14 protein-coding genes are annotated in these 14911 nt (G+C 63.2%); 11 read left to right on the forward strand and 3 right to left on the reverse strand.

Annotated features, from left to right (window positions below):
- Positions 1-487 precede the first annotated feature (487 nt).
- Complete coding sequence (locus tag F757_RS0119585) at positions 488-1264, reverse strand: enoyl-CoA hydratase (protein WP_027212878.1); 777 nt, start codon at positions 1262-1264, stop codon at positions 488-490.
- 131 nt (positions 1265-1395) lie between these two features.
- Here F757_RS0119585 and paaN point away from each other — a divergent pair, with 131 nt between their 5' ends.
- From paaN to paaK, 5 genes are all read left to right on the forward strand, one after another.
- Positions 1396-3096, forward strand: a complete 1701-nt coding sequence (paaN, locus tag F757_RS0119590) for a phenylacetic acid degradation protein PaaN (RefSeq protein WP_027212879.1) — start codon at positions 1396-1398, stop codon at positions 3094-3096.
- Between the two features lie 130 nt (positions 3097-3226).
- On the forward strand, positions 3227-4429 hold the full coding sequence (gene pcaF / locus F757_RS0119595; RefSeq protein ID WP_027212880.1) for a 3-oxoadipyl-CoA thiolase: 1203 nt from the start codon (positions 3227-3229) through the stop codon (positions 4427-4429).
- A gap of 58 nt (positions 4430-4487) precedes the next feature.
- Positions 4488-5279 (forward strand): 2-(1,2-epoxy-1,2-dihydrophenyl)acetyl-CoA isomerase PaaG, encoded by a 792-nt coding sequence (paaG, locus tag F757_RS0119600; protein ID WP_027212881.1) that lies wholly within the window; start codon positions 4488-4490, stop codon positions 5277-5279.
- 1 nt (position 5280) lies between these two features.
- Complete coding sequence (gene paaI / locus F757_RS0119605; RefSeq protein WP_027212882.1) at positions 5281-5769, forward strand: hydroxyphenylacetyl-CoA thioesterase PaaI; 489 nt, start codon at positions 5281-5283, stop codon at positions 5767-5769.
- 214 nt (positions 5770-5983) lie between these two features.
- On the forward strand, positions 5984-7288 hold the full coding sequence (gene paaK, locus F757_RS0119610) for a phenylacetate--CoA ligase PaaK (RefSeq protein ID WP_027212883.1): 1305 nt from the start codon (positions 5984-5986) through the stop codon (positions 7286-7288).
- A gap of 267 nt (positions 7289-7555) precedes the next feature.
- Here the strand turns inward: paaK and mltA are convergent, their stop codons facing one another.
- The gene (gene mltA / locus F757_RS0119615) at positions 7556-8788 is read right to left on the reverse strand and encodes a murein transglycosylase A (protein WP_198021423.1); all 1233 of its coding nucleotides are present in this window, start codon (positions 8786-8788) and stop codon (positions 7556-7558) included.
- Between mltA and F757_RS0119620 the strand changes: the two genes are divergently transcribed.
- The gene (locus F757_RS0119620; RefSeq protein WP_027212885.1) at positions 8709-8897 is read left to right on the forward strand and encodes a hypothetical protein; all 189 of its coding nucleotides are present in this window, start codon (positions 8709-8711) and stop codon (positions 8895-8897) included. The genes mltA and F757_RS0119620 overlap by 80 nt on opposite strands.
- Positions 8898-8991: 94 nt before the next feature.
- On the opposite strand, the gene apaG is transcribed toward F757_RS0119620, so the two are convergent.
- Positions 8992-9366, reverse strand: a complete 375-nt coding sequence (gene apaG, locus F757_RS0119625) for a Co2+/Mg2+ efflux protein ApaG (RefSeq protein ID WP_025601966.1) — start codon at positions 9364-9366, stop codon at positions 8992-8994.
- A gap of 596 nt (positions 9367-9962) precedes the next feature.
- Here apaG and rpe point away from each other — a divergent pair.
- The 5 genes from rpe (at position 9963) to trpD (ending at position 14900) form a co-directional block, all read left to right on the forward strand.
- On the forward strand, positions 9963-10646 hold the full coding sequence (gene rpe, locus F757_RS0119630) for a ribulose-phosphate 3-epimerase (protein ID WP_013340602.1): 684 nt from the start codon (positions 9963-9965) through the stop codon (positions 10644-10646).
- A 13-nt stretch (positions 10647-10659) separates the two neighbouring features.
- Positions 10660-11376 carry a phosphoglycolate phosphatase gene (locus F757_RS0119635; protein ID WP_027212886.1) on the forward strand — a complete coding sequence of 239 codons (717 nt, stop codon included), beginning with the start codon at positions 10660-10662 and terminating at the stop codon, positions 11374-11376.
- A gap of 375 nt (positions 11377-11751) precedes the next feature.
- Positions 11752-13245 carry an anthranilate synthase component I gene (gene trpE / locus F757_RS0119640; RefSeq protein ID WP_027212887.1) on the forward strand — a complete coding sequence of 498 codons (1494 nt, stop codon included), beginning with the start codon at positions 11752-11754 and terminating at the stop codon, positions 13243-13245.
- A gap of 13 nt (positions 13246-13258) precedes the next feature.
- The gene (locus tag F757_RS0119645; RefSeq protein ID WP_013340605.1) at positions 13259-13852 is read left to right on the forward strand and encodes an aminodeoxychorismate/anthranilate synthase component II; all 594 of its coding nucleotides are present in this window, start codon (positions 13259-13261) and stop codon (positions 13850-13852) included.
- Positions 13853-13868: 16 nt separating this feature from the next.
- Positions 13869-14900: an anthranilate phosphoribosyltransferase gene (gene trpD / locus F757_RS0119650; RefSeq protein ID WP_027212888.1), complete on the forward strand. Its 1032-nt coding sequence runs from the start codon at positions 13869-13871 to the stop codon at positions 14898-14900.
- The last annotated feature ends 11 nt before the right edge of the window (positions 14901-14911 follow it).

Consider the following 14911-nt stretch of genomic DNA (forward strand, 5'->3'; position numbering starts at 1 on the left):
AGGATCAAACTCTTCAGTTCAAACCTGTTACTGTTTTCGGGCTCTTTCGAACCCGGTCGCTCACTCAACGTACTGACGAATGATCTTTCCATCTCTCGACAGAAAAACCTTCCTTTCATTACTGTGTGAGACTTGATACTTTCGCTTNNCGCCAGATNCCGAANAACCCGGCTCGCNTCGCGCATCAAGCGCCCACACTTATCGGCTGCTAGTTTTTAAAGATCGGTCCGCTCACTCCGCAGCGCCTGCTTCAACTACCCGGCACCACTTCGTTCTGCGTTGCTGCATCAGCAGCAGAGAAACGAGATTATGAAGAACTTCCGCTGNGCCGTCAACAGGTTTTTGCTACCGCCTGAACCTGCTGCCGCCGCTGGAAGCCTTGCCACGGCTGGCTTTCCCGCTTCCCGTGCCCCGGCGTCCGGAGCACGAAAGAGCGAGATTCTAGCGAGCCCCGCGACGCCTTGCAAGCGTTATTTCGACGAGCCAATTAACGATGCTTGAAAACCGGTTTGCGCTTCTCGACGAACGCCGCCATCCCTTCCTTTTGATCTTCGGTTGCAAACAGCGAATGGAACAGGCGACGTTCGAAATGGACGCCCTCCGCCAGCGTCGTTTCGTAAGCGCGATTGACCGACTCCTTCACCATCATGACGGCAGGCAGCGGAAATTCGGCGATCGTCGCGGCTGCCGCGACCGCTTCCTCAAGCAAGGACGCGGCAGGAATAACGCGCGACACCAACCCGGCGCGCTCGGCCTCCGTCGCATCCATAAAGCGCGCTGTCAGGCACAGATCCATTGCCTTTGCCTTCGACACAGCGCGCGGCAGTCGCTGTGTTCCGCCGGCGCCAGGCATGATGCCGAGTTTGATTTCCGGCTGCCCGAACTTGGCCGTGTCCGCCGCGAAGATCATGTCGCACATCATGGCCAGTTCGCAGCCGCCGCCCAGCGTGAAGCCCGCTACCGCCGCAATAATCGGCTTGCGAATCGAGCGAACCGTCTCCCAGTTGCGCGTGATGTAGTCCCCCTTGTACACATCCATATAGGAATAGGTGGCCATCATCCCGATGTCTGCACCGGCGGCGAACGCCTTCTCGCTTCCCGTCAGGACAATCGCGCCGATGCCGTCGTCGGCGTCGAACTCGCGCAGCGCCGCCCCTAGTTCGTCCATCAACGCATCGTTCAGCGCGTTAAGCGCCTTAGGACGATTCAACGTGACGAGCCCAACCCGCCCGCGCGTCTCAACCAGAATGTTCTCGTAAACCATGCCGCCTCCTTGTGGTTAATCGAGCGCGAAAAACGCTTCGCGCGGCCATCCTAATAATGCTAACATTCCCCAACCAACCGGTCGGTCAATTATTCGACGGGCTTCTCCCAACGCACAGCCAAGCCTCTGCCATGACACATCCGTTTTTCACCAAGCACGAAGATATGTTGCAAAAGGCGCTCGCCGCTGCCGAAACCCGTGGTTACTGGAGCCCGTTCGCCGAAATGCCCAGTCCGAAAGTGTACGGGGAAACCGCCAACGCGGACGGCGAAGCAGCCTTCAAGGCGCACCTGAATACGTCGTTCGAGCTGGATCAACCGTCGACTGGAGAGACTGTTGGCGCGGAAGTGTCTCCGTTCGGTTTCCCGCTTGGCATTCGCTATCCGAAATCGGCGCCCGATGCGCTCATTGCGGCAGCCGCAACCGCTCAAAGCGACTGGCGCGCCGCCGGCCCGCAGGCGTGGGTCGGCGTATCGCTGGAAATCATCGCGCGGCTCAATCGCGCGAGCTTCGAAGTCGGTTATAGCGTGATGCACACAACCGGCCAGGCCTTCATGATGGCGTTCCAGGCAGGCGGCCCGCATGCGCAAGACCGGGCGCTGGAAGCCGTCGTGTATGCATGGGACCAGTTGCGCCGCATTCCCACCGAAGCACATTGGGAAAAACCGCAGGGCAAGAATCCGCCGCTCGCCATGAAGAAACGCTACACGGCAGTGCCGCGCGGCACCGGCCTCGTGCTCGGGTGCTGCACGTTCCCGACATGGAACGGCTATCCCGGCCTTTTCGCCGACCTCGCCACCGGCAACGCTGTGATCGTCAAACCGCACCCCGGCGCCATTCTGCCGCTCGCCATAACGGTGCGAATTGCGCGCGAGGTACTGCGCGAGGCCGGTTTTGATCCGAACGTTGTCACACTGCTCGCCACCGAGCCGAACGACGGCGCAATCGTCCAAAGCTTGGCCGTGCGCCCGGAAATCAAGTTGATCGACTTCACAGGCAGCACGCAAAACGGTACCTGGCTCGAGCGCAATGCGCACCAGGCTCAGGTCTACACTGAGAAAGCCGGCGTGAATCAGATCGTGATCGACTCCGTTGACGACATCAAAGCCGCCGCCCGTAACATCGCCTTCTCGCTCGCGCTTTACTCCGGCCAGATGTGCACCGCGCCGCAAAACATCTATGTACCGCGCGGCGGCATCCGCACTACAGACGGCGCACTGACGTTCGACGAAGTCGCGCAGGCCATTGCCGGCGCCGTGCAAAAGCTGGTGGCCGAGCCGGCGCGTGCCGTCGAGCTGCTTGGCGCGATCCAGAACGAAGGCATTAGCCAACGCGTCGCCGAAGCCAGCAAGCTTGGCCCTGTTCTCGCCGCGAGCCAGACAATGGAGCACCCCGCGTTTGCCGGTGCCCGCGTGCGCACGCCGCTCGTGGTTCAGCTGGATGCCGCAACCGATCGCGCGCAATTCACGCGGGAATGGTTCGGCCCGATCTCGTTCATCATTGCTACCGACTCGACCGCGCAGTCGCTCGAACTCGCCGGCGCGATAGCGGCCGAGCATGGCGCCCTCACTCTTTCGGTGTACAGCACAGACGAAGCCGTCCTCGAACAGGCGCATGAAGCTTCACTGCGCGGCGGCGTCGCGCTCTCAATCAACCTGACGGAGGGTGTATTCGTCAACCAGTCGGCGGCCTTCTCGGATTTCCACGGCACCGGCGCGAACCCCGCGGCAAACGCTGCGCTCACAGACGCCGCGTTCGTCGCGAATCGCTTCCGCGTAATCCAAAGCCGCGTTCATGTTGAACCGAAAGCGGCGCCGGCGGTAGTCAGCTAAACGTCATAAGACGGACGCGCGGTGTTCGGTTTGTCCCATGTCCTCTGGCCGAATAGACCCCGCCGTGCGCGCCAACTAACATGAGACATCGGATCGGCATGCAACGCCGGTCCGCTTCAACTGGAACGGTATGAACGACGCCTTCATCTGCGATGCGATTCGCACTCCCATTGGCCGTTACGGCGGCGCCCTCAGAGACGTCCGAGCCGACGACCTCGGCGCGGTGCCGATCAAGGCATTGATCGAGCGTAATCCCGGCGTGGACTGGCGCGCCGTGGACGACGTGATCTACGGCTGCGCGAATCAGGCCGGCGAAGACAATCGCAACGTGGCCCGCATGTCGGGGTTGCTCGCCGGTCTTCCCACGGACGTGCCGGGCGCGACCATCAACCGTCTGTGCGGCTCTGGCATGGACGCCGTCGGCACCGCAGCGCGGACCATCAAGGCCGGCGAAGCGCGGCTGATAATTGCCGGCGGAGTGGAAAGCATGACTCGCGCGCCGTTCGTGATGAGCAAAGCGGCGAGCGCGTTCTCCCGGCACGCGGACATCTACGATACGACGATTGGCTGGCGCTTCGTCAATCCGCTCATGAAGAGCCGGTACGGCGTCGATTCGATGCCGGAGACGGCGGAAAACGTAGCCGTCGAGTTCAGCATCAGCCGCGCCGATCAGGACGCATTCGCGCTGGCCAGCCAGCAGAAGGCAGCGCGGGCACAGCGTGACGGCACGCTGGCGCAGGAAATCGTCGGCGTCGAAATTGCGCAGAAAAAGGGAGATCCCGTTCGCGTCACCCTCGACGAGCATCCGCGCGAGACCTCGCTCGAAAGCCTAGCAAAGCTGAAGGGCGTCGTTCGTCCCGACGGCAGCGTCACGGCCGGCAACGCATCCGGCGTCAACGACGGCGCTTGCGCGCTGCTGCTCGCAAATCAACAAGCGGCCGACCAGTACGGCCTGCGCCGCCGTGCCCGCGTGGTGGGCATGGCGACAGCCGGTGTCGAGCCGCGCATCATGGGCATTGGCCCGGCGCCAGCCACGCAAAAGTTGCTCCGGCAGCTCGGCATGAAGCTCGAGCAGTTCGATGTGATCGAGTTGAACGAGGCGTTCGCGTCGCAAGGGCTCGCGGTTCTACGCACACTCGGATTGCGCGACGATGACCCGCGCGTCAATCCGAATGGCGGAGCAATCGCGCTCGGGCATCCGCTCGGTGCATCGGGGGCGCGCCTCGTCACGACCGCGCTGTACCAGCTCGAACGCTGCAATGGCCGCTTCGCGCTTTGCACGATGTGCATTGGCGTCGGCCAGGGCATCGCGCTTGTCATTGAACGGCTTTGAGATAAAGCGCCGCAGTTGCGCGAAAAGTTTCGCGAAAGAGACTTTGAGGAGACACCCCATGCCATACAAAGCGATCCGCCTGGAGTCCGACGCATCGAGCCGCGTAGCAACCATCACGCTGAACCGTCCCGACAAGCTGAACAGCTTCACGCGCGCGATGCATGAGGAGCTGGCGGCGGCGCTCGGCGAAGTAGAGACGAGCGGCGCTCGCGCCCTCGTCCTGACCGGCTCCGGCCGCGGCTTCTGTGCGGGACAGGATCTCGCCGACCTGGATTTCACTCCGGGCGCCATGACGGACCTTGGCGAGTTGATCGACGCGCATTTCAATCCGTTGATTCGCCGGCTGCAGGCATTGCCGTTACCTGTGATAGCAGCAGTCAACGGCACGGCAGCGGGCGCCGGCGCGAATCTCGCGCTCGCTTGCGACATCGTGCTGGCGGGACGTTCGGCGAGCTTTATCCAGGCTTTCGTGAAGATTGGCCTTGTGCCGGATTCCGGCGGCACGTGGTTCCTGCCGCAGCGCGTCGGCATGGCGCGCGCATTGGGACTCGCCATTACCGGCGACAAGCTCAGCGCCGAGAAAGCCGAAAGCTGGGGGCTCATCTGGAAGACAGTCGACGATCAGGAACTCGCGCAAGCCGCGGCCGCACTGGCCGCACAGCTCGCACAGCAACCCACGCGCGCCATCGCTGCGATCAAGCAGGCCATGCGCGCCGGCACGACGCAAACGCTCGACCAGCAACTCGACCTCGAGCGCGACCTGCAACGCGAGCTGGGTGCATCGCACGACTATGCAGAGGGCGTGCAGGCTTTTGTCGAGAAGCGCGCGCCGCGCTTCGAAGGGCGCTGATATGTCGACGCAAGCCCTCTATCCCGCGGACATGGAGCCGGACGAACTCGCCCGTGCAACCGCCGCCGCCATGTACGAGAACGACGCGTGCAGCCGTGCGCTTGGACTTGAGATCGTGGAAGTGCGCGCGGGCTATGCGCGTCTGCGAATGCCAGTGCGTGACGACTTTCTCAATGGCCATCAGATCTGTCACGGCGGGCTGATATTCACGCTCGCCGACTCGAGCTTCGCGTTCGCTTGCAATTCGCGCAACGTCAACACGGTGGCGTCCGGTTGCTCGATCGAGTTCCTCCGTCCGGTGCACGGCGGCGATGTGCTCACCGCAGAGGCTGTCGAGCAGACTCTGAACGGCCGCACAGGGATCTACGATATTCGCGTCACCAATCGCGCCGATGAGATAGTCGCGATGTTTCGCGGCAAATCTGCGCAAATCAAGGGCAGCGTGATTCCTCTCGCACCGGCGAGTGCAAAACCGGAAGAACCGGACTAAGACAAAGGCAGCGGCGTCCACAGCGCACGCAGAATGCGCACGGCAAGCGCTCCACGCGAGAGTCGCCAGTCCGTGGCAGTCGTGAGCGGCGCGTCGGTGAACGACTCACCGCATGGCGGCCGCCCAAAGTTCCAGCGCCGCCGATAGAAGTTTTGCGCGCAAGCGCGCCTCATATCAGACCCAGTACAGTATTCAGGCAGCAAGGAGACAATCAATGAGCCCCGCCCTTCCGCTCGATCCCATCGAGACCGCCAGCCGCGACGAACTGGCCGCGCTTCAGCTTGAACGGCTCAAATGGTCGCTCAGCCACGCGTATGAAAATTCACCCGTCTATCGTCGAAAGTTCGACGAAGCGGGGGTTCATCCGAGCGAACTGAAGACGCTGGCAGACCTCGCGCGCTTCCCTTTCACGACAAAGAAAGATTTGCGCGACAGCTATCCCTTCGGGATGTTCGCTGTGCCGCAGGAGCGGATCTCGCGCATTCATGCTTCCTCGGGGACGACCGGCAAGCCGACCGTAGTCGGCTACACCGCTCGCGATATCGACACATGGTCGAACCTCGTCGCGCGCTCCATTCGCGCCGCGGGCGCCAAACCCGGCGACAAGGTGCATGTGAGCTACGGTTACGGCCTGTTCACGGGCGGTCTGGGCGCGCACTACGGTGCGGAGCGCGCGGGTCTGACCGTTATTCCGTTCGGCGGCGGTCAGACGGAAAAGCAGGTGCAGCTGATCCAGGACTTCCGGCCCGACATCATCATGGTGACGCCGAGCTACATGCTTTCAATCGCGGACGAACTGGAACGCCAGGGCGTGGATCCAGCCGATTGCTCGCTGCGCATCGGCATCTTCGGCGCCGAGCCGTGGACCAACGACATGCGTCACGCGATCGAAAAGCGCATGGGCATCGACGCGGTCGACATTTATGGTTTGTCGGAAGTAATGGGGCCTGGCGTAGCGTCGGAATGCGTCGAGACGAAAGACGGGCCGACCATCTGGGAAGATCATTTTTATCCTGAGATCATCGACCCCGAAACCGGCGAGGTTCTTCCGGACGGAGAACTCGGCGAACTGGTGTTCACTTCGCTCACCAAGGAAGCGTTGCCGATCATCCGTTACCGCACACGCGACCTCACGCGTCTCTTGCCGGGCAGCGCCCGCACGATGCGCCGCATGGAAAAAATCACCGGCCGCTCCGACGACATGATGATCGTGCGGGGCGTCAACGTGTTTCCCACGCAAATCGAGGAACTGCTGCTCAAGCAACACGCACTCGCTCCTCACTATCAGATCGTGCTGACCAAGGAAGGGCCGCTGGATGTGATGACGCTGAACGTCGAGCCGTGTCCGGAAACGGCGCCGGACGTTGCCGTCCTGAGCGCGGCGAAGCAGGCTCTCGCCTATGACATCAAGGCGCTGATCGGCGTGAGCGCAGTAGTCAATGTGCTGGCGGTGAACGGGATTGAACGTTCGGTGGGCAAGGCGCGGCGCGTAGTCGACAAGCGCAAAACCGGGCAGTAGAAAGACAACCGCGGGCACGTTCAGAGGGCTCGCGGCAGACTCCACGGCCGTTGCGCATGCTTAAGCCGTGGCCCTCGCCGTGGTGCCCGCCGTGGTCCGCGCCGGGGGGCCACCGTGGTCCGCGCCGTGCGGCCCGCCGTGGTCCGCACCGGCCTCATAGCCGGCTCAGCCGTGTACCTGGTTGCTAGCTGCGGCGTTCCGACCACACGCCGCAGCCACCGCATACAACGGCCCCCGCAACCCTGCTACGCGCGGCACAGCGGCCTTTCACGAGTTCGGCAGCAGCAGCCACATCCGGCCGCCCTGCTTCATCTTCCCGGCAAGGTCGCCCGCGTCGTCGCCGAGACCCCAGAAGTAGTCGGCGCGCACTCCGCCCTTGATTGCCGAGCCAGTGTCCTGTGCAAACACCAGACGGTTCATCGGCGAGTTGGTCAGCGGGCGGGTGGTCTGCAGAAACACGGGAGTGCCGAGCGGAATCGAGGCCGGATCGACGGCGATCGAACGTTCCGGCGTCAATGGCACGCCAAGCGCGCCGATCGGACCGTCTCCGCCGCCCTTAGGCACAGCTTCCGCCGACGGCATCTCGCGGAAGAACACAAAACGCGGATTCGTATCGAGCAGCGCATCCACTCTATTCGGGTTTGCGCGCGCCCACGCCTTGATGCCTTGCATGGTGGCTTGCGCGGGAGTCAGCTCGCCGCGATCCAGCAGCCACCGTCCAATGGACTTATACGGCTGGTTGTTCGTGCCGCCAAAGCCTACGCGCATCACGCTGCCGTCTTCCATGATGATCCGCCCGGAGCCCTGCACTTGCAGGAAGAACGCTTCGATCGGATCGTCCACCCAGACAAGCTCGTTGCCGTTCAGCACGCCCATGCGTTCAAGCTGCGCCCGCGGCGGCATCGGCGCGCCCGGGCGATAGCTCGACGGCCAGCGATACAGCGCGGTCTGATACACGCCATGCCGCGTACGCGAGCCGCGCAACAACGGCTCGTAGTAACCCGTGACGAGGCCGTCGAGCGTGCCGTCGTTATTGGCTAGCTGGAAAGGCGTGAAATACGCTTCAAAAAAAGCTCGTGCACTAGTGCCGTCGAGATCGTCCAGTTGCGCCGCTGCCGCGCATGCCCGCGCCCAGTTCGGCTGGCGCGCGAGCCTCACGCAGTTCTGCCGCAACGCGGCCGTCGCGCCGATCAGCGAATCGTCCTGCCAGCCGGGAACCTGCTGCCACGGCACGGCCGTGAGACGCGTCGCCGCGATCTGGCCGGGAATGATCGCGGCGCCGGTGGGCGGCGAAGCCACCGGCCGCACCGCGCCGCCGCCACCACAGGCGGCGAGTATTGCCGCCACCGAAAGCGCGCCGAGCCAGGCTCCGGTCGCGCGGACAAAACGCATACAATGTTCGTTATTGATGGAAACCGCCATGTCTGATCTGTTCGACGAATACCCAATGCTCATCTTCGCGCTGGAATCGCTTCTCGCGCTGTTCCTGCTCGTGTTCATCGTGGTGTGGACGTCGTCCGGTAAAAAGAAAGCGGCGCGCGCCAACGGTCACCAGACACCAAAGCCGCACAACCCGCAAAGCCCGCAGAAGCCGCAAGAGCCGCTCTGACGCAGCGCCGCGCGCATTCAAAGGCGCGCATTGCCTCCGCATTGCCCGAATTGCACGCTAATTCCCGTTAACGACCGCAGACCGCGTCCACGGTTCAATGCAGCGTACGCGGCATGCGCAAAATGAACTCGGGCACCGGCGCATCGAAACGCTCGCCGTCCTCGGCCACGCAAAAATACTCGCCTCTCATCGTGCCGACCGGCGTGGCAATGACCGCCCAGCTCGTATATTCGAACTGCTCGCCCGGCTTGAGCAGCGGCTGATGGCCGACTACGCCCAGGCCCTTCACTTCCTGCACGGCCTTTTCGCTGTCCGTAATCACCCAATGCCGCGCGATCAACTGCGCCGGCACCTGACCGGTATTGCGGATGGTCAGCGTATAAGCGAACGCATACTGACGGCGCTCCGGGTCCGACTCCTCGGGCAGGAACTGCACCTGCGCCGACACGCTGAATTCGTACTGGCTCATCCTGATTCCAATCTGCTGATGCGGGTGCGAGAAGATCGCCGGAAAGCCCGAGCGCCAACGGCTTCGGGCCCATTGACGCCGCAGCGCCATGGTTTGGCATTCTGCGTCATGAGCGAGGCGCCCGCAACCGGACATAAGCTTTGGGCAAGCGCGCGTATGGCTCTGCATACGCGCACGGCCCCCTTCCAGCGGGCTTCACGACACGACGCCAATGAGGTCCGCGGCTTTCCACGCTGAACAACTGCGACGGCGTTTGCGCCGACCGTCGCCGGGCGCCCCGCTGCTCGTTATGCATCGCATCTCGCGCACGGGCGCCAAGCTGCCGCACACCGCTCGCAGCAACCTGCGCATCGCCGCCGGCCCGCTGCGCACCGCATCCCGCGAATCCCCCGCATCCCCGCCAACCGGCTGCTCTCCGCCCACCGCATCGCGCACACCACCGCCAGGTCACCTCTCACCGCCCACCGCATCCCGCGCACCGTCGCCACGGCACCGCGCATCCACCCCACCGCCCCCGGGCCGCTCGCGCCCAGCACCCGCCGCCCCCGCACACAAAAGGTAAAATACCGTTTTCCCGCTTGCATCAGCCCGCCGCCATGACGCAATTCCGCATCGCCCCCAGCATTCTGTCCGCCGACTTCGCCCGCCTCGGCGAAGAAGTCCGCAATGTCGTTGCCGCCGGCGCCGACTGGATCCATTTCGACGTGATGGACAACCATTACGTGCCGAACCTCACCATCGGCCCGCTCGTGTGCGAAGCGATTCGTCCGCATGTGGACGTGCCTATCGACGTGCATCTGATGGTGCGCCCGGTCGATCGCATCGTGCCGGACTTCGCGAAGGCGGGCGCGAATCTGATCAGCTTTCACCCCGAAGGCTCCGACCACATCGACCGCACGCTGTCGCTGATTCGCGATCACGGCTGCAAGGCAGGCCTGGTGTTCAACCCGGCCACCTCGCTCAACTATCTGGATCACGTGATGGACAAGCTCGACCTGGTGCTCATCATGTCTGTGAATCCGGGCTTCGGCGGCCAGTCGTTCATTCCCGAGGCGCTCAACAAGCTGCGTGAAGCCCGTAAGCGGATCGACGCCTATAAGGAGCGCACGGGCCGCGAGATTCATCTGGAAGTGGACGGCGGCGTGAAGGTCGATAACATCGCGGAAATTGCCGCAGCGGGTGCCGACACGTTCGTGGCAGGTTCGGCGATCTTCGGCCAGCCGGACCACAAGGTAGTGATCGACAAGATGCGCGCCGCGCTTGCCAACATCCAGCACTGACACCACGCGCCACATGACCGCTTCGTTCCCCGCCCCGACTTTCACCGGCCCGCGTCTGCAAGCCGCCATCATCGACCTCGACGGCACGATGATCGACACCGCCGACGACTTCACCGCCGGCCTGAACGGCATGCTCGCGCAGCTCGACGCAGAGGAAACCTCGCGCGAAGAAGTGGCCGGCTATGTCGGCAAGGGCTCCGAGCACCTGATCCGCAGCGTGCTCGCACCGCGCTTCGAAGCGGAACACGCGCAAGACCGTTTCGACGAAGCGCTCGCCATCTATCAGGCGGAGTACGCGAAGATCAACGGCCTGCACACGCGTCTTTATCCCGACGTGGAAGCCGGGCTCGCCGCCATGCGCGAGGCCGGCCTGAAGCTCGCGTGCGTGACCAACAAGCCGCATCGCTTCGCTGTGCAGCTGTTGCAGCAATACGGGCTCGCGCAGTACTTCAGCGTCGTGCTGGGCGGCGACAGCCTGCCGAAAAAGAAGCCGGACCCACTGCCCATGCTGAGCGCGGCGGCGCAACTGGGCGTCGAGCCGCGCGCCACCGTGGCGATCGGCGATTCGGAAAACGACGCGCTGGCAGGCCGCGCGGCGGGCATGTCGACGCTCACCGTGCCGTACGGCTACAACCATGGCCAAGCTATACAAACAATAAAATCCGATGGTATAGTTGCCTCGCTGCTGGACGCCGCCAAGGCGATCGCAGCGCACCATTCCACGACTTGAAAAGTCCTTCATCCTCATGTTTCTGAATAAAAAACGGAGTCTGATTAGCATCGACCGGGGAGCCTGGCCCTGGCGTCGCTGGTCGCACTAACCTCACCCGAGGTACGCTGAAGCACGTCTTCGGCAACCGTTTTTTACTTCGCTGCGCTCTCGCGTTTTTTCATCGTTCGCACCGCTCGTTCAGCGGCATCGGTTGGTTCGGCCTGCGTGCACTGGCAAAGTACAACTGTGCGCCGGAACTCCGTGCTTGCGTCGATGGGAAAATTGCGCCGGTCGGTTCATCATCGCAAAAGTCGAACGAACGCCTGACCGGCTGCGCCATGCCCCGCTTTGTCCGACGCACGCTGCCGCCGGACCTATGAACAGGATCGGAACATGACCGAACTCGAATTCCAGTCCCTCGCCAACGAGGGTTTCAACCGCATCCCGCTGATCGCTGAAGCGCTCGCCGACCTGGAAACGCCGCTTTCGCTGTATCTGAAGCTCGCGCAGACGGAGCGCAACGGCGCAAACTCGTTCCTGCTCGAGTCAGTGGTGGGCGGCGAGCGCTTTGGCCGCTATTCGTTCATCGGCCTGCCGGCGCGCACGCTGGTGCGCACCCGCAACGGTGTGTCGGAAGTGGTGCGCGACGGCAAGGTCGTCGAGACGCACGAAGGCGATCCGCTCGAGTTCATCCAGCAATTCCAGAGCCGTTTCAAGGTCGCGCAACGCCCTGGTTTGCCGCGCTTCGCCGGCGGCCTCGCCGGCTATTTCGGCTACGACGCGGTGCGCTACATCGAGAAAAAGCTCGCACACACGGCCCCGAAAGACGATCTGAATCTGCCGGACATCCAGTTGCTGCTGACCGAGGAAGTCGCGGTAATCGACAACCTCGCGGGCAAGCTGTACCTCGTGATCTACGCCGATCCGACGCAGCCGGAGGCGTACACGAAAGCGAGGCAGCGTCTGCGCGAACTGCGTCAGCGCCTGCGCGCGACGGTCGAGCCGCCGGTCACGTCGGCGAGCGTACGCACCGAAACCTACCGCGAGTTCGCTAAAGACGATTATCTGGCCGCCGTGCGCAAAGCCAAGGAATACATCGCGGCCGGCGAACTGATGCAGGTGCAGGTCGGCCAGCGTCTGACGAAGCCCTACCGCGACAATCCGCTGTCGTTGTATCGCGCGCTGCGCTCGCTGAACCCGTCGCCGTATATGTATTACTACAACTTCGGCGAGTTCCATGTGGTCGGTGCGTCGCCGGAAATTCTGGTGCGCCAGGAAAAGCGCGGCGAAGACCGCATCGTCACGATCCGCCCGCTCGCCGGCACGCGCCCGCGCGGCAACACGCCCGAACGCGACGCCGAACTCGCCACCGAACTGCTGAACGACCCGAAGGAAATCGCCGAGCACGTCATGTTGATCGACCTCGCGCGCAACGACGTGGGCCGCATCGCGCAAATCGGCTCGGTGGTCGTCACGGACAAGATGGTGATCGAGAAGTACTCGCACGTGCAGCACATCGTGAGTTCGGTGGAAGGCAAGCTCAAGCCCGGCACGACCAATTTCGACGTATTGCGCGCCACCTTCCCGGCCGGCACGCTCTCGGGCGCGCCGAAGGTCCGCGCAATGGAACTGATCGACGAGCTGGAGCCAGTCAAGCGCGGCCTCTATGGCGGCGCGGTCGGCTATCTGTCGTTCACCGGCGAGATGGACCTCGCCATCACCATCCGCACTGGCGTGATCGCAAACGGCAATCTGTATGTGCAGGCGGCAGCGGGTGTCGTCGCGGATTCGGTGCCCGAATCCGAATGGCAAGAGACCGAGAACAAGGCGCGCGCGGTGTTGCGCGCGGCCGAACAGGTTCAAGACGGCCTCGATAGCGACTTCTGACCGGAGACTCACCATGCTGCTCATGATCGACAACTACGACTCGTTCACCTACAACCTGGTGCAGTACTTCGGCGAACTCGGCGAAGACGTGCGCACCTATCGGAACGACGAAATCACGCTGGACGAAATCGCGAAGCTCAACCCCGAGCGCATTTGCCTGTCGCCCGGCCCCAGCAATCCGCAACACGCAGGCATTACGCTCGACGTGCTGCGCGAGTTCTCCGGCAAGACGCCGATTCTCGGCGTGTGCCTCGGTCACCAGGCCATCGGCGAAGCGTTTGGCGGACGCGTAGTGCGCGCGCAGACCATCATGCACGGCAAGGTCAGCACGATCGAAACCGACTGCAAAGGCGTGTTCGCCGACCTGCCCAGGCATTTCGTCGTCACGCGCTATCACTCGCTCGCGATCGAGCGCGAGTCGCTGCCCGATTGCCTCGAAGTCTCCGCATGGACGGAAGACGGCGAAATCATGGGCGTGCGTCACAAGGAACTGGCTGTTGAAGGTGTGCAATTCCATCCGGAATCGATTCTTTCCGAGCACGGTCACGCGCTGCTCGAGAACTTCGTGAAGCAGTCGCAAGCGAAGACCGCCCAACGCACCGCCTGACGAGCGAGACGACATCATGACCATCACGCCCCAGGAAGCGTTGCAGCGGACCATCGAGCACCGCGAGATTTTCCACGACGAAATGCTGCACCTGATGCGGCTCATCATGCGCGGCGAACTTTCGCCCGTCATGGCTGCCGCGATCATTACCGGCTTGCGCGTCAAAAAAGAGACCATCGGCGAAATCACCGCCGCCGCCACGGTGATGCGTGAATTTGCCCGGCACGTGAACGTGCAGGACAACTCGAACTTCGTCGATATCGTCGGTACCGGCGGCGACGGTTCGCACACCTTCAATATCTCGACGGCCACCATGTTCGTGTCCGCCGCGGCCGGCGCCAAGGTCGCAAAGCACGGCAATCGCGGCGTGTCGAGCAAATCGGGCAGCGCGGACGTGCTCGAAGCGCTCGGCGTGAATATCGATCTGCAGCCGGAACAAGTGGCCGCCTCGATTGCCGAAACCGGCATGGGCTTCATGTTCGCGCCGAACCATCACCCCGCCATGAAAAACATTGCGCCGGTGCGCCGCGAACTCGGTGTGCGGACCATCTTCAACATTCTGGGTCCGCTCACGAATCCGGCCGGCGCGCCGAATCAACTGATGGGCGTGTTCCACGCGGACCTCGTCGGCATTCAGGTTCGCGTGATGCAGCGCCTCGGCGCAAAGCACGTGCTGGTGGTGTACGGTATGGACGGCATGGACGAGGTTTCGCTCGGCGCCGCCACGCAGGTCGGCGAACTGCGCGACGGCGAAGTCCACGAATACGAGATTCACCCCGAAGACTTCGGCATGCAGATGGTGTCGAACCGCACGCTGAAAGTGGCGAACGCCACCGAATCGAAAGCAATGCTGCTCGAAGCGCTCGACAACAAGCCGGGCGTCGCGCGCGAGATCGTTACGCTGAACGCGGGCACCGCGCTCTATTCGGCGAATGTGGCGGGCTCGATTGCGGACGGCATTCAGCTTGCGCGTGAAGCCATTGCAAGCGGCAAGGCGCGCGCGAAGGTCGACGAACTCGTTCGCTTCAGCCAGCAGTTCAAGCACTGATCAAGCAGCAC

The sequence above is a fragment of the Burkholderia sp. WSM2232 genome, from assembly GCF_000472545.1.
Taxonomy (GTDB): Bacteria; Pseudomonadota; Gammaproteobacteria; order Burkholderiales; family Burkholderiaceae; genus Paraburkholderia.